A 19,917-nucleotide genomic window follows, 5' to 3' on the forward strand; every position below is an offset into this window, starting at 1 on the left:
CCGCTCACCCGTGCAGTCGCCGCCCGCAGTGCGGCCAGGGGCTCGCCCCGCGCTGCACGTACAGCTTCTTCGCCCGGAACGTCTGCTCCGCCGCGGGCGCGTCCTGCGGCCGCCCGCTCCCGCCGAGCCCCTGCCAGGTCCGGGTGTCGAACTGGTACAGCCCGCCGTACGTCCCCGAGGGGTCCACCGCGTTCGGCCGGCCCCCCGACTCGCACGCCGCGAGTCCCTGCCAGTCCAGGCCGTCCGCGCCCCGCACGGAGGTCGGCATCGGTCTGGTCCCCACCTTCACCACCTGGGCGCGCGGCTCCCGGACCATCTCGGTCCTGACCCGGCGCGGCTTCTGCCGGACGCCGTTGACGGTGCGCAGGGCGTACGTGACCCGGCGCAGGCCCGCCCGGCCGGCCTGTTCGACGACCTCGGTGCCCTGGAACAGCGAGGGGTCCTCGGTCCGCTCCACCCGGAACGGAATGGCCTCCTCGCGGACCTCCTTCGACCCGGTGATCCGCAGCACGGTGACCGTCTGGCCGTCGCGGGGGAAGCTGTCCGGCGCCACGGAGGTGGTGTCCTGGCCGCGCAGTGTGATGCCGGCCTCCTCGACGACCTCCCGCACGGTCGCGGCGTTCGTGCGCACGGTGCGGGACCGGCCGTCCGCCATGACGGTGACCGCGCGTTCGGTGCGCACGTCCAGCGTGAGCCCCTCGCGCCCGATGGGCCGGGAGCGCAACGCCGACAGATACGCGCCCTCCACGCGCACCCCCAGCTGCTTGAGCGCCCCCTCCACCGTGCGCGCCGTCGTCCAGACCTCGCGCCGCTGCCCGTCGAGCGTGAGCCGTACGGGGCGCCCGTAGTGCACCGCGATCTCGTCGCCGCTGGCGAGCGCGGTGCCGGGGGCCGGCGCGACCACGTCGTGCGCCCCCACGTCCACGCCCTCGTCGGCGAGCAGTTCGCTGACGTCGTCGGCGAAGGTGTGCAGGGTGCGCGGCTTGCCGTCGACGGTCAGCTCGATCGCCTTGTCCTTGGCGACGAAGGCGGTGGTGCCGCCGGCGAGGAAGGCGACGACCAGCGCCTGCGGCAGCAGCCGGCGCATGGTGCCGTCCGCGCGCTCGGCGCCCCGCGCCTTCCGCCGGCGTGCGGCCCGCCGGTCCGCCCCGGCGTGCGGAACAGGCGCGCGCACCTCCACGGGTACGGGCAGAGGCACGGTCGCCGGTGCCTCGTAGGCGGGCCGGTAGGTGTCCTCGTAGGACACCGGCATCGGCGGCGTCGGCGCGACCTGGACGCCGTACGCCACCGTCTGCGCGGTGTGCGGGTCGTAGCCCGCGCCGTACGGATCGACCGGGCCGTACGTCTCGTACGCCTGGTACTGGGAGTTGCTCACGCCGACACGCTCCAGGGTCCGGAGAGACCCAGAACCTAGCGGAGAGGCCGTCACTCTCCAAAGTGGCGCGGCTACTCAGAGTGGTGTTCCGTAGCCGAACGCGCGTGCCGTGTTGGCGCCGAGTGCCGTGGCCAGAGCGTCCTCGTCGATGCCCCGCACGGCGGCCATCGCGCGGACCGTGACCGGGACGAGGTAGGGCGCGTTGGGCCGTCCGCGGTACGGCGCCGGTGTCAGGAAGGGCGCGTCGGTCTCCACCAGGACCAGCTCCAGGGGGGCCACGACGAGCGCGTCCCGCAGGTTCTGGGCGTTCTTGAAGGTGACGTTGCCGGCGAAGGACATGAAGTAGCCCTCGCGGGCGCACACCTCGGCCATCTCCGCGTCCCCGGAGTAGCAGTGGAACACCGTCCGCTCGGGCGCGCCCTCCTCCTTCAGCACCCGCAGGACGTCGTCGTGGGCGTCGCGGTCGTGGATGACGAGGGCCTTGCCGTGCCGCTTGGCGATCTCGATGTGGGCGCGGAAGGAGCGCTCCTGCGCCTCCTTGCCCTCGGGGCCGGTGCGGAAGTAGTCGAGGCCGGTCTCGCCGACCCCCTTGACCTGCGGGAGCGCGGCCAGACGGTCGATCTCGGCGAGCGCCTCGTCGAGCGCCTGCGCGCCCCCCGGCTGCCGCGCGCCCTGCCGGGACCAGCCGTCGGGGTCGCCGTGGACGATGCGCGGCGCCTCGTTGGGGTGCAGGGCGACGGTCGCGTGGACGGCGTCGTGGCGTCCCGCCGTCTCGGCGGCCCACTGCGAGCCACGGATGTCGCAGCCGACCTGCACCACCGTGGTCACGCCCACCGACGCGGCCTTGGCGAGGGCCTCCTCCACCGTGCCGGACTGCATGTCGAGGTGGGTGTGGGAGTCGGCGACGGGCACCCGGAGGGGCTCCGGAAGCGGCGGTGCCGCGTTCTTGTCCCGGGCGCTGGAGCTTGAGGAGGGCATGCCCCGATCCTACGAAAGGGGCATGCCCTCTCCCCGGGGGGAGGCGGGGTCCAGGGGCCGGTCCGCCGTGCGGCGGGGGCTCAGCCGGCCTTGCGGTGGTGGAACGGGTGCAGCAGGTCGGACAGGTGCCAGTGGTGGCGCTCCCCGGCCGGTGCGGGCACCGCCGGCGCCTCGACGGGCCCGGCCTGCGGGGCGCGGCGACGCTGCCGGTGCGCCGCGTCGAGCACCGACGAGACCTGCCCGGCCCGCATGATCCGTACGACGTGCCCGTCGCAGTTGTGGCAACCGGGCCGGCTCAGCGGTGAGGGCACGACCTGACCGTCCGCGACGTAGATGACGAAGTCGTGGCCGTCGGCATCGGTGTGGTGCTCTATCTCGTACGACTGTTCCCAGCCGTGCCCGCACCGCATGCAGGCGAAGGAATACGACTCGTGGACGACGGCGGTGGCGCCGCTGCGCAGTGCGGCGGTCTGCCCTGCGATCTCGCTCATGCCAGCTCCTCTGGTCCGCTGGACACCGGGACGGATGCGTCCCTGTCCCCCAGTGGACGCCTCCGCCGACGCGAACGCATCAGGCCTGTCGAGTGTTGGCCCCGTCTTGGACTTTCCTTGCCGCAACGGCCTGCGCGGCGGGGTCTGCGCTTTGCCTTCGACGCCTGCCCTTTGCCTGTCCGTGGGGCGCCCGCTCAAACGACATGCGCCCTGCTCAGAGCGGGTGTGCCCCCTCTCACACAGACCCTTCACACACCGGCGTTCTTCGCCGCCACGACCGCGTCGAAGACCTCCCGTTTCGGCAGCCCGGCCTCCGCCGCGACCGCCGCGATGGCCTCCTTGCGCCGCTCGCCCGCCTCCTCGCGCACCCGCACCCTGCGCACCAGCTCCGCCGGGTCGAGCTCTCCGGGGGCCTTCTCCGGAGCGCCCTCCACGACGACGGTGATCTCCCCGCGCACGCCCTCGGCGGCCCACGCCGCCAGCTCCCCGAGCGGGCCGCGCTTGACCTCCTCGTACGTCTTGGTCAGCTCGCGGCAGACGGCGGCCCGCCGCTCCGCGCCGAACACCTCGGCCATCGCGGCGAGGGTGTCGTCGAGCCGGTGCGGGGCCTCGAAGTAGACGAGGGTGCGCCGTTCCCCGGCGACCTCCCGCAGTCGGGTCAGCCGTTCCCCGGCCTTGCGCGGCAGGAAGCCCTCGAAGCAGAACCGGTCGACGGGCAGCCCGGACAGCGCGAGCGCGGTGAGCACGGCGGAGGGACCGGGGACGGCGGTGACCCGGATGTCCTTCTCCACGGCCGCCGCCACCAGCCGGTAGCCGGGGTCCGACACCGACGGCATGCCGGCGTCGGTGACGAGCAGCACGCGCGCGCCCCCGACGAGTTCCTCCACCAGCTCGGGCGTGCGGGCGGCCTCGTTGCCCTCGAAGTACGACACGACGCGCCCCTTGGGCGTCACGCCGAGCGCCTGGGTCAGCCGCCGCAGCCGCCGGGTGTCCTCGGCGGCGACCACGTCCGCACCGGCCAGTTCCTCGGCGAGCCGCGGCGGGGCGTCCGCGATGTCGCCGATGGGGGTGCCTGCCAATACAAGGGTTCCTGTCACTTTTCCATCCTCGCAGGACCCATCCGCGGGACTCCCACAGACGTCTTCCCTACGATGGCGCGGTGACCAGTACAGCGTCGTCCATGGACTCCACGGACACCCGGCGGGCCCAGGCCCCGCACGACCAGCGGCCGTCGTGGCAGCAGCGGCTGCGCCGTTTCGGCTACGCGGCCGGGCCCAGAAGCGACGTGCGCGACCGGCTCGTGCCCCCCTACGCGCGCCCCAACCCGCGGATGTGGGCGGCGCTCGGACTGCCGAAGGCGCTGGTCGACCGCGTCACGCGCTGGTCGGGGTGGGGCGGCCCGCTGCTCGTCACGCTGTTCGCGGGCGTGATCCGGTTCTGGAACCTGGGCAGCCCGAAGGCGGTGATATTCGACGAGACGTACTACGCCAAGGACGCGTGGGCGCTCGTCCACCGCGGCTTCGAGGTCAACTGGGACAAGAACGCCAACGACCTGATCCTGGACATCGGCGGCAAGGTGTCGGTGCCGACGGACGCCTCGTACGTGGTGCATCCGCCGGTCGGCAAGTACGTCATCGGGCTGGGCGAGCTGATGTTCGGGTTCGACCCGTTCGGCTGGCGGTTCATGACGGCGCTGCTCGGCACGCTGTCGGTCCTGATGCTGTGCCGGATCGGCCGCCGGATCTTCCGCTCGACGTTCCTCGGCTGTCTGGCCGGCGCGCTGATGGCGGTGGACGGGCTGGCCTTCGTGATGGCCCGCACCTCGCTGCTCGACGGGGTGCTGATGTTCTTCGTGCTGGCCGCGTTCGGCGCCCTGGTCGTCGACCGCGACCGGGCCCGGGAGAAACTCGCGGCCGCGCTGCCGGCCGACGCCGACGGCCGGGTCCGCCCGGACGCGCACACCGCGGAGACGACCCGCCTCGGATGGCGCCCCTGGCGCTGGACGGCCGGCCTGATGCTGGGCCTGGCCATCGGCACCAAGTGGAACGGCCTGTACATCCTGGCCGCGTTCTGTGTGATGGCGGTCCTGTGGGACGTCGGCTCCCGCAAGGTCACCGGCGCCCGTCACCCCTACGAGGCGGTCCTCAAGCGCGACCTGGGCCTGGCCTTCGTGGCGACGGTCCCGGTGGCGATCGCCACGTACCTGCTCTCCTGGCTGGGCTGGATCCTCTCCCCCAGCGACGGCTCCGGCGGCTACTACCGCAACTGGGCCGCGACCGACGGCAGGAACAGCGACTGGTCGTGGCTGTTCCCCGACTGGTGGCGCAGCCTGTGGCACTACGAGCACCAGGTCTACGACTTCCATGTCGGCCTGCACTCTCCGCACACCTACCAGTCCAACCCGTGGAGCTGGATCGTCGACGGCCGCCCGGTCTCGTTCTTCTACGAGTCGCCCGCCCCCGGCAACGACGGCTGCCCCACCGACGCCGCCGAGAAGTGCGCCCGCGAGGTCCTCGCCATCGGCACCCCGCTGCTGTGGTGGGCGGCCGCTTTCGCGATCCTCTACGTCCTGTGGCGCTGGTTCTTCCGCCGCGACTGGCGCGCGGGCGCCATCGCCTGCGGCATCGCGGCCGGCTACCTCCCCTGGTTCATGTACCAGGAGCGCACGATCTTCTTCTTCTACGCCGTCGTCTTCCTGCCCTTCCTGTGCCTGGCCGTCGCGATGATGCTCGGCGCGCTCATCGGCCCTCCCGGGTCGAGCGACACCCGCCGGGTGGCGGGGGCGACCGGGGCGGGCGTGCTGGTGCTGCTGATCGCCTGGAACTTCATCTACTTCTGGCCGCTGTACACCGGGACCGCCATCCCGATCGAGGACTGGCGTTCACGGATGTGGCTCGATACCTGGGTCTAGGGCCCCTTTCGCAACAGACCCGGCCCCTGGACTGATCTCTCTTCGGCCAACAAAAGGACACAGCTCCCACAGGACTCCCGCACGCCACCTACAGTGCGGAGGACTGACAACGGGGAGGGGCGCGGTTCCATGCGCAAGGGGGTCAAGGCCGCCGTCATCGGCGGTGTGTTCGCCGTGATGGTGGGTGGGGCCGGGTACGGCGCGTTCAACCTCGTGTCCGCGCTGAACGGTGACGACGGGTCCGGCACGTCCGAGGCGAAGTCGGGGCCACTGAGCGCGGACGAGGTGGAAGAGGCGTCGGGGGAGTTCTTCGCGGCGTGGGAGAAGGGGTCGGCGGCCGCCGCCGGCCGGCACACGAACAACAACGCCGCGGCCCGGGCGCTGCTGACGGAGTACGCCGACGAGGCGCACATCACGGGTGTGCGGATCACCCCGGGGGCCGCGCGGAAGACCACCGTGCCGTTCACCGTGCGGGCGAAGGTGGTCCACGGGGGGACGTCCAAGCCCCTGGAGTACAAGAGCGCCCTGACCGTCGTGCGCGGGCTGACCACCGGCAGAGCGCTGGTCGACTGGAAGCCCGCCGTGGTCCATCCCGCGCTGCGGACGGACCAGGACCACCTCGTCACCGGACCGTCGTCGGCCCCGCCCATCGAGGCCGTGGACCGCTCCGGCACGGTGCTGACCAAGGACAGGTACCCCTCGCTGGGCCCGATCCTGGACGCCCTGCGTGAGAAGTACGGCAAGCGGGCGGGCGGCACTCCCGGGGCCGAGCTGTTCGTCCGGCACAACGGTGACGGCAGCCCCGACACCCCGCTGCTGACGCTCTCCAAGGGCAAGGCGGGCAGGCTCCGGACCACGCTCAGCGCGAGCGCGCAGGCGGCGGCGGAGAAGGCGGTGACGCAGTACGCCGAGTCCTCGGTGGTGGCGGTCAAGCCGACCACCGGCGAGGTGCTGGCGGTCGCCAACCACCGCAAGGACGGCTGGAACGCGGCCTTCGAGGGCGCGGCACCCCCCGGCTCCACGATGAAGATCGTCACCGCGGCGATGCTCATCGACAACGGCGTGACCTCGATGAACGGCCCGGCGCCCTGCCCCGACGACGCGATGTGGCAGGGGCAGACCTTCCGCAACCTGAAGAAGATGCGGCCCGACCCGGACGCCACGCTCGCGGGCAGCTTCATGCGGTCCTGCAACACGGCCTTCATCAAGCTGATCGACGAGAAGCCGCTCACCGACGAGTCGCTGACCGCGGAGGCGCGGGACAAGTTCGGGCTGGGCCGGGACGACTGGAAGACCGGGATCGCCTCGGTCGACGGCAGCGTCCCCGCCGAGAGCGGTCCGGATCGCGCCGCCAACGCCATCGGCCAGGGCAAGGTCACCATGAACCCGCTGAACATGGCGTCGGTGACGGCGACCGCGATCACCGGCACCTTCCGCCAGCCGTACCTGGTCCCGCCCGGGCTCGACGACCGCGAGCTGGCCACCGCCGAGGGCCTGCGGCCGGGCACGGCCGACCAGCTGCGGCAGATGATGCGGCTGACGGCCACGCAGGGCACCGCGGCGCCGGTCATGCGGGGCCTCGGCGGGGACATCGGGGCGAAGACCGGGTCCGCCGAGGTGGACGGGGTGAAGACCTCCAACAGCTGGTTCACCGCTTTCCGCGATGATGTGGCGGTGGCGGCCATGAGCGAGGACGGCGGCCACGGCGTCGACGCGGCCGGACCGATCGTGAGGGCCGTACTGGCGGCGGGTGGCTGAACTCACCCGCACAGGACGGGACTCCAGAATGGTCGCCGTCGTTGAGCTGAGGGACGAGGGCGACGGCGCCCTGGGATCGCGGAGGACCGAGGACAGTGGGCAAGAGAAGGCGCGTCGCCGAGCGACGGAGGACGAGTCGTCCCGCCGTGATCGGCGGGATGATCGCCGTGGTCGTCGGCGGTGCGGGCGTCGCCGGGTACGCGCTGTACGGCGGCGGGGCGGGCGAGGACCGGGCGTCCTCCGTCGCCGACCAGAAGCCTGAGGTCAGGACGGGCCCGCTGTCCGCGACCGAGGTGAACACCGCCTCGCGGACCTTCCTCACCGCCTGGCAGTCGGGCAAGGTCGCCCAGGCCGCCGCCGTCACGAACGACCCCGAGGCGGCCGCCGGCCTGCTCACCGGCTACACCAAGGACGCCCGCCTGAGGGACGTCACCCTCACCCCCGGTGCCCGCACCGGCGACAAGGTCCCCTTCTCCGTCAAGGCGACGGTGGCGTACAAGGGCGCCGGCAAGCCGCTGGCGTACGACAGCTCCCTGACCGTCGTACGCGACAAGACGACCGGGAAGCCGCAGGTCGCGTGGCACTCCGCCGTCGTCCATCCCGACCTGGAGGACGGCGACACGCTCGTCACCGGGGAGTCCGGGACCCCGCCGATCAAGGCGCTCGACCGGGACGGCGGCGAGATCACCACGAAGAAGTACCCCTCGCTGGGCTCGGTCCTGGACGGGCTGCGGGAGAAGTACGGCAAGAAGGCCGGCGGCAGGGCGGGCGTCGAGCTGCGGGTGGTGCGCGGCAAGCAGGCCAGGGCGGACAAGCTGTCCGACAAGACGCTGCTGACGCTCAGCAAGGGCACGCCGGGCACCGTGAGAACCACCCTCAGCCCGGCCCTTCAGGCGGCGGCCGAGACGCAGGTCGCGAAGAGGGCGCGCTCGTCGGTGGTGGTGCTGCGGCCCTCGACCGGGGAGATCCTGGCCGCCGCGAACGCCTCCCACGGCTTCAACGTCGCCTTCCAGGGCTCGCTGGCGCCCGGTTCGACGATGAAGGTCGTCACCTCCTCGCTGCTGATCGAGAAGGGCCTCGCGTCGGCGGACAAGCCGCATCCGTGCCCGAAGTACTTCAGCTACGGCGGCTGGAAGTTCCAGAACGACGACAAGTTCCAGATCAAGGGCGGCACCTTCAAGGCCAGTTTCGCCCGCTCCTGCAACACCGCCTTCATCAGCCAGGCGCCCGAGCTGGAGAACGCCTCGCTGACCGAGCAGGCCCAGCAGGTCTTCGGGCTGTCCATGAACAACTGGGCGGTCGGCGTGCCCACCTTCGACGGCTCGGTCCCGGTGCAGGCGAAGGCCCAGATGGCGGCCTCGCTGATCGGCCAGGGCGGGGTGCGGATGAACCCGCTGAACATGGCGTCGGTGTCGGCGACCGTCGCCTCGGGCGTGTTCAGGCAGCCGTACCTGGTCTCGCCGGAGGTCGACGGGCGGACGCTGGCGAAGGCCACCCGCACCATGTCCGCGGGCACGCTCGGCCAGCTGCGCGAGCTGATGTCGTACACCGCGGCCTACGGCACGGCGGCCGAGGCGATGCAGGGGGTCTACGGAAAGGTCGGCGCGAAGACCGGTTCGGCGGAGGTCGACGGCCAGAAGAAGCCCAACGGCTGGTTCACGGCCTACCGCGGCGACCTGGCCGCGGCCGGTGTCGTCCAGTCGGGCGGACACGGCGGTGACACGGCGGGCCCGATCGTGGCGGCGCTGCTGAAGGCGGGCGGTTAGCCGCCCACCGGCGTCGCCATGTAGGTCCGCCGCAGAAACCTCAGTAGTGCCTTCGTCTCGAACTGGACCACCGAGACACCCTGTGCGGAGTGGAACTCGACGACGGCCTGAACCCGGCCGCAGGGCCAGACGCGGACCTCGCCGCTGCCGGCGGGTGCCCGCAGGCCCTGTTCGAGCAGGGCGCGGGAGAACGTCCACGCGTGGGTGCCGGGCAGGTCGACCCGTACCGAACGGGGGTCGGCCTCCGGGTCGTAGCGCAGGAGCACGGGGATCGCCTCGTCGTGCGCGATGTCGGCGTCCGAGACGACGTGGGCGCGCGCGTACTGTTCGACTACAGACATCGTGACGACCCTCTCACGCTGCGTAACCTGTGTGGAATCTGTGCGTCCACTGCCTCTCCAGCGTCGCACATTTCCGGGATTCCGCCGCCGGGGCCGCACAGCCTGCACCTTGCAGTTCACTGACCGGCTCTCTTGCAAAACGTTCGCATTAAGCCACATCATCTATGGGTGCATGTGCCTGACGGATTCATCGACGCCCCCACGTCCGCCGCCGCCGGAGCGGTCGCCGCCGCCGCCGTCGCGGTGTCCCTGCGCGGCGCCCGCCGCGAACTCGACGAGCGCACCGCGCCCCTGGCCGGCCTGGTGGCGGCGTTCATCTTCGCCGTCCAGATGCTCAACTTCCCCGTCGCCGCGGGGACCAGCGGCCACCTCCTGGGCGGTGCGCTGGCGGCGATACTCGTCGGCCCCTACACCGGGGTCCTCTGCGTCTCCGTCGTCCTGCTCATGCAGGGCATCCTGTTCGCGGACGGCGGGCTGACCGCGCTCGGCGTGAACATCACCGTCATGGGCTGTGTCACGACGGTCGTGGCCTACGCCGTCTTCCGCTTCCTGGTCACGGTGCTGCCGCGCACCCGCCGCTCCGTCACCGTCGCCTCCTTCGCCGCCGCCGTGCTCTCCGTGCCGGCCGCGGCCCTCGCCTTCACCCTCATCTACTGGATCGGCGGCACCACCGACGTCGCCATCGGCAAGGTCGCCACCGCCATGGTCGGCGTGCACGTCCTGATCGGCATCGGCGAGGCCGCGATCACCGCGCTGACCGTCGGCGCCGTCATCGCGGTGCGCCCGGACCTGGTGTACGGGGCGCGCGGGCTCCAGCAGAAGCTCAAGCTGCGGGTCAACGGCGAACTGGTGGACGTACCGGCCGCCGAGGGGGCGCGCACGGCGCCCGTCGCGGCGCGCACCTCCCGGCGCACGCTGTGGCTGTCCGGCCTCGCCACCTCCCTCGTCCTCGCCGGCGTCGTCAGCTTCTACGCCTCCGCGAGCCCCGACGGCCTGGAGAAGGTCGCCGCCGACAAGGGCATCGACGCCAAGGTCGAGGACCACGCGGCGGCCGACTCACCGCTCGCCGACTACGGCGTGAAGGACGTCGACAACGCCCGCCTGTCCGGGGGGCTGGCGGGCGTGATCGGCGTCGGCGTGACGGTCGTCGCGGGCACCGGCGTCTTCTGGGCGGTGCGCAGGCGCCGCGGCGCCGAGCCGGTCACCCCGGTCAGCACGAGCGTCTGACGTGGGGGCCGGGCACGCGCACAAGCTCTACCGGCACGGGCACTCGCCCGTGCACGGCCTGCCGCCGCACACCAAACTCGCCGCCGTCCTCGCCTTCGTGGTGGTCGTGGTGTCCACGCCGCGCGAGGCGATGTGGGCCTTCGGGCTGTACGCCGTGCTCCTGGGCGTCGTCGCACACGTCGCGCGCGTGCCCGCCGGCTTCGTGCTGAAGCGGCTGCTGATCGAGGTGCCGTTCGTGGCGTTCGCGGTGCTGCTGCCCTTCGTCGCGGAGGGCGAGCGGGTGGAGGTGCTCGGCGTCTCGCTGAGCGTCGGCGGCCTGTGGGGCGCCTGGAACGTGCTCGCCAAGGGCACCCTGGGCGTCGCCGCCTCCGTCCTGCTCGCCTCCACCACCGAGCTGCGCGAACTCCTGCTGGGACTGCAACGGTTGAAGCTCCCGCCGCTGCTCGTGCAGATCGCGTCCTTCATGATCCGCTACGGCGACGTCATCACCGACGAGATGCGGCGCATGCGGATCGCCCGGGAGTCGCGCGGGTTCGAGGCGCGGGGCGTGAAGCACTGGGGGGTGCTCGCGAAGTCGGCGGGCGCCCTCTTCATCCGCTCCTACGAACGGGGCGAGCGGGTGCACCTGGCCATGGTGAGCCGGGGGTACACCGGGTCGATGCCGGTCATCGACGAGGTGACCGCGTCCCGCGCGCAGTGGACGTACGCCTGCGCACTCCCCCTCGCCGCCCTTGTCGTATGTCTGCTGGGATGGACGCTGTGACCGCATCTCTGGAGGTCTCCGGCCTCGCCTACGCCTACCCCGACGGCCACCAGGCCCTGTTCGGCGTGGACTTCTCGATCGCGCGCGGCGAACGCGTCGCGCTGCTCGGCCCGAACGGCGCCGGCAAGACCACCCTCGTGCTCCACCTCAACGGCATCCTGGGCGGCGGCACCGGCACGGTGACGGTCGCCGGGCTGCCCGTCGGCAAGCAGCACATGGCGCAGATCCGGCGCCGGGTCGGGATCGTCTTCCAGGACCCGGACGACCAGCTGTTCATGCCGACGGTCCGGGAGGACGTGGCGTTCGGGCCGGCCGCGGCGGGCGTGCGGGGCGCGGAGCTGGAGGCGCGCGTGGACCACGCGCTGGCGCTCGTCGGCATGGGCGAGTTCAAGGACCGGCCGCCGCACCACCTCTCCTTCGGGCAGCGGCGCCGGGTGGCGGTCGCGACCGTGCTCGCGATGGAGCCGGAGATCCTGGTGCTGGACGAGCCGTCCTCCAACCTCGACCCCGCCTCCCGCCGCGAACTCGCCGACATCCTGCGCTCCCTGGACGTCACGGTCCTGATGGTCACCCACGACCTGCCGTACGCGCTGGAGCTGTGCTCGCGCTCCCTGATCCTCAGCGAGGGCGTCATCGCCGCCGACGGCAAGACCTCCGAGCTGCTCTCCGACGACGAGCTGATGCGCGCCCACCGCCTGGAGCTGCCCTACGGCTTCGACCCGCGCTCGGTGCCCGACGCCTCCGGGCGTCCCTGACCACGGGCGCGTGACGCCGCCCGCCCCGGCCCGCCCCTACACGCGACCCGCGGGAACATCGACGTGACGATTCTGCTTGGGTGTGACAGGCACCGAGCGGCACGAAGTGGAGTACGGGCGTGGACGGCGTGGACGTGAACGGCACAGTCGCCGAGGGCTTCGAGCCGGTCAGGGACGCCTTCGTGCGGAACTTCGAGGCGCTCGGGGACCGGGGCGCGGCCGTCGCCGTGTACCGGGACGGGCGCCGGGTCGTCGACCTGTGGGCCGGGACCAAGGACGTCGACGGCACCGAACCCTGGCGGCGCGACACCGCGCAGATCGTGCGCTCGGCGACCAAGGGCGTCGCCGCCGCCGTCCCCCTGATGCTCGCGCAGCGCGGGCTGCTGGACCTGGACGCGCCGGTGGCCGCGTACTGGCCGGAGTTCAAGGCGCACGGCAAGGAGCGGGTGCTGGTCCGGCACGTGCTGAACCACCGGGCCGGGCTGCCGGTGCTCGACCGTCCGCTCACGCCCGAGCAGGCTCTGGATCCGCTGCGGGGCCCCGAGGCCGTCGCCGCACAGGCGCCCGTCTGGGCACCCGGAACCGACCACGGGTATCACGCGCTGACGTACGGCTGGCTCCTTGACGAGGTCGTGCGGCGCGTGACCGGGCGCGGCACCGGCGAGTGGATCGCGGCGGAGATCGCCGGACCGCTGGGCGCGCAGCTGTGGCTGGGGCTGCCGGAGGCTGAGGCGGACCGGGCCGGGCGGGTCGGCCGCGTGGAGGGGCCCGAGCCCGCGAACGCCCTGCGGGCCCGCCCCAAGCGCGCGGTCACCGAGGCCTACACCGACCCCGGCTCCCTCACCAACCGTGCCTTCGCGGCGATCACGCCCTTCCCCGACCAGAACGACCCGGCGTACCGCGCGAGCGCGCTGCCCGCGACCAACGGCATCGCGACGGCGGACGGGCTGGCCCGGGTCTACGCGGCGCTCATCGGCGAGGTCGACGGCGTGCGGCTGTTCACGCCGGCCACCGTCGCGGCCGCCCGCGCGGAGGAGTCCGCCGGGCCCGACCGGGTGCTGGTGGTCAACACCCGGTTCGGCCTCGGCTACATGCTGCACGGCAGCGCCTCGCCGTTCCTCGGCCCCGGCTCCTTCGGTCACCCGGGCCGCGGCGGCGCCCTCGGCTTCGCCGACCCGGAGTCGGGCATCGCGTTCGGCTATGTGACCAACGGCCTGCGCAAGACGGTGACGGCGGACCCGCGGGCACAGGCGCTGGTGCGGGCGGTCCGGGCGTCGCCGTCCCTGCCCGCAAGGCCCTGAGGCGCCGGACCCCGCGCGGCCCTACACGTGGATCGGGTGCGAGGTCCGCCCCGAGGCCGCGTCGATCTCGTCGTGCGCCTTGGTCAGCAACCGCATCGCGAGGTCGTTGAGGGCGCGGGCACCGGCGATCTCCTCGCCGACCCTCGGCTGGTGGGGGTCGGTGCGGTGGCGGCTGGCCCGTCCATGGGCCCGTACCTCCGAGCCGTCGGGCAGACGCACCATGGCGACCGCCCGGGTGTGGTCGGTGTCCTCCTGGAACTCCAGCTCGACGTGCCATCCCACAGCGGTGTGCATCATCACGATCACCTCCACAAGACCTGCTTCCAGAGTGCGCCTGGCACGGTGGCCGCGACCAGGCCCTAGTCGGGCTCGGCGTACTCCTCGGGCCCGAGGGCCGGGGCGGTCGGCTCGGGGCGCGGGGGCGGGCACAGCTCGGCCACCCGCCGCAGGAGCCCCTCCCGGAACCCGGTGACCTGGCGTGCCAGCTCATGGCGCTGCCGCCGCCGGCAGCGGTACGCGGTCTCCAGGGTGCCCGTCGCCAGGGCCCCGCCGATGAGCGCCACGACCCCGAGCACCACGTACCGGCGGAGCGTCCCCTCGCCGGTGGCCATGTAGGCGAGGGCCGAGGCCACGAGCAGCGCGGCCGTCAGGGCCAGCCACAGGACGTACCCGGCGAACAGCCAGGGGTGGTCGCCGCTCAGCCACCCGCGGCGCGACCGGGCGGCCTCGCCCTCCACCCGCCGTACGGCGTCGGCGATGTCGTCGAGCTCCCAGGCCGCCTTCTCCCGCTGTTCGCGCGAGAGCGGGGGTGTCATCCGGTCCAGGCGGACGTGGAGGCGGGCGGCGGCGCGGCGCAGTTCGGGCCGGGAGACGCGCTCGGGCAGGCGGTGGGGCCAGCGGGCCCACAGGTCGTCGTCGCGGCGCCTGAGGCGCAGGCGGGTGACGGCGATCCCGAGGGCCCCCAGGAGCGGGAGGGCGACAGCCATGCCCTGGTCGCCGCGCAGCGCGCCGTACGCGCCGAGCAGGACGACCCCGAGACCGATCGGCCAGGTGTGCCGGATGGACCTGGGGTGCCGGACGGCGTGCAGCTCGCGCTCCAGGTCGTCGGCGGACCGCCGTACGAGCCGGACGGCGGCGACCGCGAGGAACGGCACGCACAGCAGCGTGGTGGACAGCAGGGCGGCGGTCAGGGTGTACGGCAGGACGTCGGTCCCGGCCCAGTCGTCGTCCTGCGGGAGGGCGGGCACGCCGACCAGGGCCGCGCAGGCGAGCGCGGCGGTGAGGACGCCGAGCCACCGTCCGGGCCGCGGCCCGCGCTCCCGCGGCGCCGGGACGGGCCGCCACCGCGGGCGCACCTCGCCTTCGAGGACGGCGATCAGGTCCGCGAGGTCCGCGCTCCAGTGGGCTCGGCGCAGCGGTCGGCCGCTTTGGGCGACGAGGTCGCGGATCGAGGGCGGCAGGTCGGCGGGCCGGGGGGCCGTGACGCCGTCCAGGAGGAGGGGGACGACCACCTTGCCGCTCGCCAGGGCCTGCTCGATCTCGCCGCGGACCCGGTCCTCCTCGTCGTCGAGCCGGCGCGCCCCGGACCCGTCCCGTACGTCGGCCCGGCCCGGGTGGAGCACGGCGAGCAGCACGTCGCAGTCGGCCACCCGCGCCCGCAGGGTGTCGCAGAAGCGCTGCCCCGGCAGGAGGGAGCGCCGGTCCAGGAACACCTGGCCGCCGCCGAAGTGCCGGTCGAGTTCCGCGTGGAGGTGCTCCACGGTCTCGTCGTGGTCGCCCCCGCGGTAGGTGATGAAGACGCCGCCCATGGGCCGTTGCTACCAGAGAAACCACGGGCCGGACGCGCGGTTCACCCGTACGAGCGCTACCCGGAGTGCAGCATCAGCCCTATGCCGACGACCAGCAGCCCCGCCGCGGCGATCCTCGGCATCCCGAAGCGCTCCTTGAAGAACACCGCGCCGATCGCCGCGCCGACGATGATGGACGACTCGCGCAGCGCGGCGATGGGTGCCAGTTCCGCCCTGGTCTGGGCCCACAGCACCAGCCCGTACGCGGTGACGGAGAGGGCGGCCCCGACCAGTCCGAGGACCGCGAACGGCCGCAGGGCGGGCACCAGTCGCCCCCGCCGACGACAGGCCGCGTACGCCGGGAGCACCACGCCCTGCACGGCCATCAGCCAGGCGATGTAGCCGAGGGAGGAGCCGGAGGCGCGGACGCCGAGCCCGTCGACGACGGTGTACGCCGCGATGGTCAGCCCGGTCGCCAGCGCCGCCCCGATCGCCGCCCAGTCGGGCCGGCGCCCGCGCAGTCCCCACAGGGCCACGCCGGTCAGTCCGGCGCAGGACACCGCGATGCCCGCCGCGGCCCAGCCGTCGGGGACCTCGTGCGCGAACAGCGCGGCGAGCACGGTGACCACGAGGGGCGCCGTCCGCGCGCGATGGGGTACGCCTGCCCGAAGTCGCCGAGCCGGAAGGACGTCATCAGCAGCGCGTAGTACGCGATGTGGATGCCCGCCGAGGCGAGCAGATACGGCCAGGCGCCCGCCGCCGGGAAGGCCGCGAACGGCGCCAGGGCCAGCCCGATCAGCATCCCGCCGCCCGCGATCAGCGTGAACCCGACCAGCTTGTCGGGGATCTTGTGCGCGAGGGCGTTCCAGCTGGCGTGGGTGACCGCGGCGAGCAGGACGGCGGCGGTGACCAGCGGGGTCACGCGGGCTGCTCGCGGACGTCCACCAGGGTGCCGCCCGCGTGGGCGATCAGCGTCTTGGGCTCCATGGGGAAGACGGTGTGCGGGGTGCCGGCGGCCGCCCACACCAGGTCGTGGTCGAGCAGCGAGCGGTCCGCCAGCACCCGGGTCCTGGTCCGGTGCCCGAAGGGCGGTACGCCGCCGATGGCGAACCCCGTCGTCTCGCGCACCATCTCCGCCTTGGCCCGGGTCACCTTCTGGGCGCCGAGTTCCCGCCGCACCCGCTCCACGTCCACCCGGGACGCCCCGTCCATGAGGACCAGCACCGGCACCCCGTCCGCGGCGAAGATCAGCGACTTGCAGATCTGGCTCAGCTCACAGCCGATCGCCGCGGCCGCCTCGGCGGCGGTGCGGGTCGCGTCCGGGAAGCGTCGGATCTCGGCGCGCAGTTCCCCGAGACCGAGGGCGTCGAGAGCTTCGGCGAACAGGGGGTGCGCTCCGGAGTCTGTCGTCATGCACCGCACGCTAGCGGTCGGTGCGGACGGCGGGCGACCGAGTTCCCGACGCCGCCGCGGGTCAGGCCCCGTCCTCCTCGCCGGGCGCCTCGAACGTCACCGTCGTCGTCTCCGCCACGTCGGCCGTGCGGCCCGGTGCCGTCTGGAAGCGCCAGTAGAGGTTGGTGTGGGTGATGACCTGGTCCGGCGGCGGGGCGCCCCACGCGCTCTTGTCGCCGGTGGTGTGGGCGTCGGCGACGAGCGTCACGTCGTACCCCCGGGTGAAGGCGCCGTGGATCGTGGAGCGGACGCAGGCGTCGCTCTCCGCGCCGGTGACGACCAGGTGTCCGATGCCGGCGTCGGCGAGAACCTGCTCCAGGTCGGTGCCCTCGAAGGAGTCACCGTGGCTCTTGTGGACCAGGGGCTCGGAGCCGAGGCGGGACAGCTCCTCGACGTACTGCCAGGGCTCGCTGCCCCGGGGCAGGCCCTCGTCGGAGTGCTGGACCCAGACGACCGGTGTCTCCTCGGCGCGGGCCCGCTCCACGAGCGCCGCGATGTTGGCGACGACCTCGTCGCGCCGGTGGGCCTCGGCGACGACACCCCTCTGGACGTCGATGACGAGCAGTGCCGTGCGGGGTCGTGCGGGCAGTGTGGTCATGAGGTACACGCTAGCCGCGGGCACTGACAACGGCCGGGTCGGACCCGGACAGGACAGGTCGGACCCGGGCGGCGGCCCGGGCCCGACCTCGGCGGATCAGGGTCGGGTCAGACCCGTACCAGCTGCCGGTCCTCGTCCTTCTTGTCGTCGTCGCCCAGGTCGCGCAGGCCCTCGCCCTCGACGTCCACGTTGGGCAGCGCGCGGTCCAGCCACTTCGGCAGCCACCAGGCCTTCTTGCCGAGCAGGGCGAGGACGGCCGGGACGATCGCCATACGGACGACGAACGCGTCGAAGAAGACGGCGATCGCGAGGCCGAAGCCGATCATCTTGATCATCGACTCGCTGGAACTGATGAAGCCCCCGAAGACGGCCATCATGATGACCGCGGCGGCGACCACGACCCGGGCGCTGTGCCGGAACCCGGTCACCACGGCCTGGCTCGGTGACTCGCCGTGCACGTAGGCCTCCCGCATCCGGGTCACGAGGAACACCTCGTAGTCCATCGCGAGACCGAAGACCACACCCACCATGAAGATCGGCATCATCGACATGATCGGGCCGGTCTCCTCGACGCCCAGCAGACCGCTGAGCCAGCCCCACTGGAAGACCGCGACGACCGCGCCCAGGGCGGCGAGCACCGACAGCAGGAAGCCGAGGGCCGCCTTCAGCGGGACCAGGATCGAGCGGAAGACCACGATCAGCAGCAGGAAGGCCAGCCCGACCACCAGCGCCAGGTACGGGACGAGCGCGTCGGTGAGCTTCTGCGAGAAGTCGATGTTCATCGCGGTGGTGCCGGTGACCAGGACGTCGGTGCCGGTGTCGGCCTTGACGTCCGCGCCGATGTCCCGGATGGCGTGCACCAGGTCCTCGGTCCTGGTGGAGGAGGGCTTGGAGTCCGGGATCACGGTGATGGTGAAGGTGTCCCCGGCCTTGTTGAAGGTCGCGGGCGTCACCGTCACGACGTCGTCCAGGCCCTTGATCCGGTCGATCACCTCGGCGGCGGCGGCCTTCGGGTCGTCGCTGTCCCGAGCGTCGCCGACGCTCATCAGGGAACCGTTGAAGCCGGGACCGAACCCCTCCGAGAGCAGGTCGTAGGCGCGCCGCTGGGTGGTGGAGGTGGGCTGCGAGCCGTCGTCGGGCAGGCCCAGCTCCAGCTGGGTGGCGGGCAGGGCGATGCTGCCGAGGCCGACCACGCCGAGCAGCAGCACGACGGCCGGGCGGCGGATGACGAAGGAGGCCCAGCGGGTGCCCATGTTGGGCCTGGCCGCGCCCTCGCTCTTCGCGGCGCCCTTCGTGCGCTTGTGGCCCGCCGGGCGGATCTTCCGGCCCGCGTATCCGAGCATGGCCGGGATCATGGTGAGCGCGATGAGGACGGCGACGACGACCGTGCCCGCCGCGGCGAGGCCCATCTTGGTGAGCATCGGCACGTTGACGACGGCGAGTCCGGCCAGGGCGATCACGACGGTGAGACCGGCGAAGACCACCGCCGAGCCCGCGGTGCCGGTGGCGCGTCCGGCCGCGTCCTCGCGATCGCGTCCCTCGGCCAGTTCGCCGCGGAAGCGGGAGACGATGAACAGGGCGTAGTCGATGCCGACCGCGAGGCCGATCATCAGGGCGAGGGTGGAGGTGGTGTCGCCGAGGTCGAGCGTCTTGGCGAGGACGGTGATGGTGGAGACGCCGATGCCGACACCGATGATCGCGGTCAGCAGCGGCAGTCCGGCCGCGACGAGCGAGCCCAGGGTGATGACCAGGACGACCGCGGCGATGGCGAGGCCGATGATCTCGCCGACGGCTCCCGGTTCGGCCCCGGCCTGGAGCGCGTCACCGCCGACCTCGACGGTGAGCCCGGCGTCGCGGGCGTCGTCGCCGGCCTTCTCCAGGGCGTCGCGGGTGGTGTCCTTGAGCTCCATGCCGGAGACCTCGTAGCGCACCGAGGTGTAGGCGACCGTGCCGTCCTTGCTCACGGCGTTCGTGGTGAAGGGGTCGGAGACGGAGACGACCTCGGAGCCGTCGCCGAGTTCCTCGACGGTCTTCTCGACGGTCGCCCTGTTGGCGGCGTCGGTCATCTTCTCGCCCTCGGGCGCCTTGAAGACCAGGCGGCCGGTCGCGCCGTCGGCGCTGATGCCGGGGAAGCGCTGGTCCAGCAGGTCGAAGGCCTTCTGGGCCTCGGTGCCGGGCATCGAGAAGGACGAGGCGCCCGCGGCGGGCGCGCCGGCCGCGCCGGCGCCCGCGAGCACCAGCAGGGCCACCCATATCAGGGCGACGACGTGCCGTCGTCGGAAGGAGAGCCGGCCGAGCCGGTAGAGGAATGTGGCCACGTGGGCGTACTCCCGGTCAGGTCGTGTGTGTTCGTGCAGGGAAGGGGTGATCGACCCGTTGGGGACATGGGTGATCGTCCCGACGACTTGAGCGGT

General features: G+C 72.8%; 17 protein-coding genes and 1 pseudogene. 7 read left to right on the top strand and 11 right to left on the bottom strand.

The features are described 5' to 3' along the window. Positions 1-4 precede the first annotated feature (4 nt). From ACZ56U_RS17075 to rsmI, 4 genes are all read right to left on the bottom strand, one after another. Positions 5-1,375, bottom strand: a complete 1,371-nt coding sequence (locus tag ACZ56U_RS17075; protein WP_469084798.1) for a ubiquitin-like domain-containing protein — start codon at positions 1,373-1,375, stop codon at positions 5-7. A 75-nt stretch (positions 1,376-1,450) separates the two neighbouring features. After that, complete coding sequence (locus ACZ56U_RS17080; RefSeq protein ID WP_469084799.1) at positions 1,451-2,353, bottom strand: TatD family hydrolase; 903 nt, start codon at positions 2,351-2,353, stop codon at positions 1,451-1,453. Positions 2,354-2,433: 80 nt separating this feature from the next. After that, positions 2,434-2,844 (bottom strand): hypothetical protein, encoded by a 411-nt coding sequence (locus tag ACZ56U_RS17085; RefSeq protein WP_469084800.1) that lies wholly within the window; start codon positions 2,842-2,844, stop codon positions 2,434-2,436. A gap of 248 nt (positions 2,845-3,092) precedes the next feature. Then, on the bottom strand, positions 3,093-3,941 hold the full coding sequence (rsmI, locus tag ACZ56U_RS17090) for a 16S rRNA (cytidine(1402)-2'-O)-methyltransferase (protein ID WP_469084801.1): 849 nt from the start codon (positions 3,939-3,941) through the stop codon (positions 3,093-3,095). A gap of 62 nt (positions 3,942-4,003) precedes the next feature. On the opposite strand from rsmI, the gene ACZ56U_RS17095 reads away from it, so the two are divergent. From ACZ56U_RS17095 to ACZ56U_RS17105, 3 genes are all read left to right on the top strand, one after another. Next, on the top strand, positions 4,004-5,755 hold the full coding sequence (locus tag ACZ56U_RS17095; RefSeq protein WP_469084802.1) for a dolichyl-phosphate-mannose--protein mannosyltransferase: 1,752 nt from the start codon (positions 4,004-4,006) through the stop codon (positions 5,753-5,755). Positions 5,756-5,884: 129 nt separating this feature from the next. After that, positions 5,885-7,513 carry a penicillin-binding transpeptidase domain-containing protein gene (locus ACZ56U_RS17100; RefSeq protein WP_469084803.1) on the top strand — a complete coding sequence of 543 codons (1,629 nt, stop codon included), beginning with the start codon at positions 5,885-5,887 and terminating at the stop codon, positions 7,511-7,513. A gap of 95 nt (positions 7,514-7,608) precedes the next feature. Next, positions 7,609-9,279 (top strand): penicillin-binding transpeptidase domain-containing protein, encoded by a 1,671-nt coding sequence (locus ACZ56U_RS17105; protein ID WP_469084804.1) that lies wholly within the window; start codon positions 7,609-7,611, stop codon positions 9,277-9,279. Here the strand turns inward: ACZ56U_RS17105 and ACZ56U_RS17110 are convergent. After that, complete coding sequence (locus ACZ56U_RS17110) at positions 9,276-9,620, bottom strand: SsgA family sporulation/cell division regulator (protein ID WP_391231720.1); 345 nt, start codon at positions 9,618-9,620, stop codon at positions 9,276-9,278. The two genes, ACZ56U_RS17105 and ACZ56U_RS17110, sit on opposite strands and share 4 nt — an antisense overlap. Before the next feature lie 168 nt (positions 9,621-9,788). On the opposite strand from ACZ56U_RS17110, the gene ACZ56U_RS17115 reads away from it, so the two are divergent. The 4 genes from ACZ56U_RS17115 to ACZ56U_RS17130 all read left to right on the top strand — a co-directional run bounded on the left by ACZ56U_RS17115 (position 9,789) and on the right by ACZ56U_RS17130 (position 13,666). Further along, a complete protein-coding gene (locus ACZ56U_RS17115) occupies positions 9,789-10,847 on the top strand; it encodes an energy-coupling factor ABC transporter permease (RefSeq protein ID WP_469084805.1) in 1,059 nt (352 codons plus the stop codon). Between the two features lies 1 nt (position 10,848). Further along, positions 10,849-11,610, top strand: coding sequence for a cobalt ECF transporter T component CbiQ (cbiQ, locus tag ACZ56U_RS17120; RefSeq protein WP_469084806.1), 762 nt, complete (start codon positions 10,849-10,851; stop codon positions 11,608-11,610). Next, positions 11,598-12,365, top strand: coding sequence for an energy-coupling factor ABC transporter ATP-binding protein (locus tag ACZ56U_RS17125; RefSeq protein ID WP_469084807.1), 768 nt, complete (start codon positions 11,598-11,600; stop codon positions 12,363-12,365). Before cbiQ ends, ACZ56U_RS17125 begins: the two co-directional genes overlap by 13 nt. Positions 12,366-12,493: 128 nt before the next feature. Continuing rightward, complete coding sequence (locus ACZ56U_RS17130; protein ID WP_469085057.1) at positions 12,494-13,666, top strand: serine hydrolase domain-containing protein; 1,173 nt, start codon at positions 12,494-12,496, stop codon at positions 13,664-13,666. A gap of 21 nt (positions 13,667-13,687) precedes the next feature. On the opposite strand, the gene ACZ56U_RS17135 is transcribed toward ACZ56U_RS17130, so the two are convergent. The 6 genes and pseudogenes from ACZ56U_RS17135 to ACZ56U_RS17160 form a co-directional block, all read right to left on the bottom strand. Next, positions 13,688-13,963, bottom strand: a complete 276-nt coding sequence (locus ACZ56U_RS17135) for a DUF1876 domain-containing protein (RefSeq protein ID WP_469084808.1) — start codon at positions 13,961-13,963, stop codon at positions 13,688-13,690. 62 nt (positions 13,964-14,025) lie between these two features. Beyond that, positions 14,026-15,474 carry a toll/interleukin-1 receptor domain-containing protein gene (locus ACZ56U_RS17140; protein ID WP_469084809.1) on the bottom strand — a complete coding sequence of 483 codons (1,449 nt, stop codon included), beginning with the start codon at positions 15,472-15,474 and terminating at the stop codon, positions 14,026-14,028. Between the two features lie 56 nt (positions 15,475-15,530). After that, positions 15,531-16,375 (bottom strand): annotated as a pseudogene (locus tag ACZ56U_RS17145) (EamA family transporter). After that, complete coding sequence (locus ACZ56U_RS17150; protein ID WP_469084810.1) at positions 16,372-16,866, bottom strand: YbaK/EbsC family protein; 495 nt, start codon at positions 16,864-16,866, stop codon at positions 16,372-16,374. Before ACZ56U_RS17150 ends, ACZ56U_RS17145 begins: the two are co-directional and overlap by 4 nt. A gap of 61 nt (positions 16,867-16,927) precedes the next feature. Continuing rightward, positions 16,928-17,503, bottom strand: a complete 576-nt coding sequence (locus ACZ56U_RS17155) for an isochorismatase family protein (RefSeq protein WP_469084811.1) — start codon at positions 17,501-17,503, stop codon at positions 16,928-16,930. A 107-nt stretch (positions 17,504-17,610) separates the two neighbouring features. Next, complete coding sequence (locus ACZ56U_RS17160; RefSeq protein WP_469084812.1) at positions 17,611-19,821, bottom strand: MMPL family transporter; 2,211 nt, start codon at positions 19,819-19,821, stop codon at positions 17,611-17,613. Positions 19,822-19,917: the final 96 nt, after the last annotated feature.

This window comes from Streptomyces sp. NPDC034103, from assembly GCF_055575395.1.

Excerpts from the sequence above, each read along its gene's own strand:
- ACZ56U_RS17110 (WP_391231720.1), bottom strand. The coding sequence starts at position 9,620 with ATGTCTGTAGTCGAACAGTACGCGCGCGCCCACGTCGTCTCGGACGCC.
- ACZ56U_RS17155 (WP_469084811.1), bottom strand. The coding sequence starts at position 17,503 with ATGACCACACTGCCCGCACGACCCCGCACGGCACTGCTCGTCATCGAC.
- ACZ56U_RS17085 (WP_469084800.1), bottom strand. The coding sequence starts at position 2,844 with ATGAGCGAGATCGCAGGGCAGACCGCCGCACTGCGCAGCGGCGCCACC.
- ACZ56U_RS17140 (WP_469084809.1), bottom strand. The coding sequence starts at position 15,474 with ATGGGCGGCGTCTTCATCACCTACCGCGGGGGCGACCACGACGAGACC.
- ACZ56U_RS17150 (WP_469084810.1), bottom strand. The coding sequence starts at position 16,866 with ATGACGACAGACTCCGGAGCGCACCCCCTGTTCGCCGAAGCTCTCGAC.
- ACZ56U_RS17100 (WP_469084803.1), top strand. The coding sequence starts at position 5,885 with ATGCGCAAGGGGGTCAAGGCCGCCGTCATCGGCGGTGTGTTCGCCGTG.
- ACZ56U_RS17135 (WP_469084808.1), bottom strand. The coding sequence starts at position 13,963 with ATGATGCACACCGCTGTGGGATGGCACGTCGAGCTGGAGTTCCAGGAG.
- ACZ56U_RS17080 (WP_469084799.1), bottom strand. The coding sequence starts at position 2,353 with ATGCCCTCCTCAAGCTCCAGCGCCCGGGACAAGAACGCGGCACCGCCG.
- ACZ56U_RS17125 (WP_469084807.1), top strand. The coding sequence starts at position 11,598 with ATGGACGCTGTGACCGCATCTCTGGAGGTCTCCGGCCTCGCCTACGCC.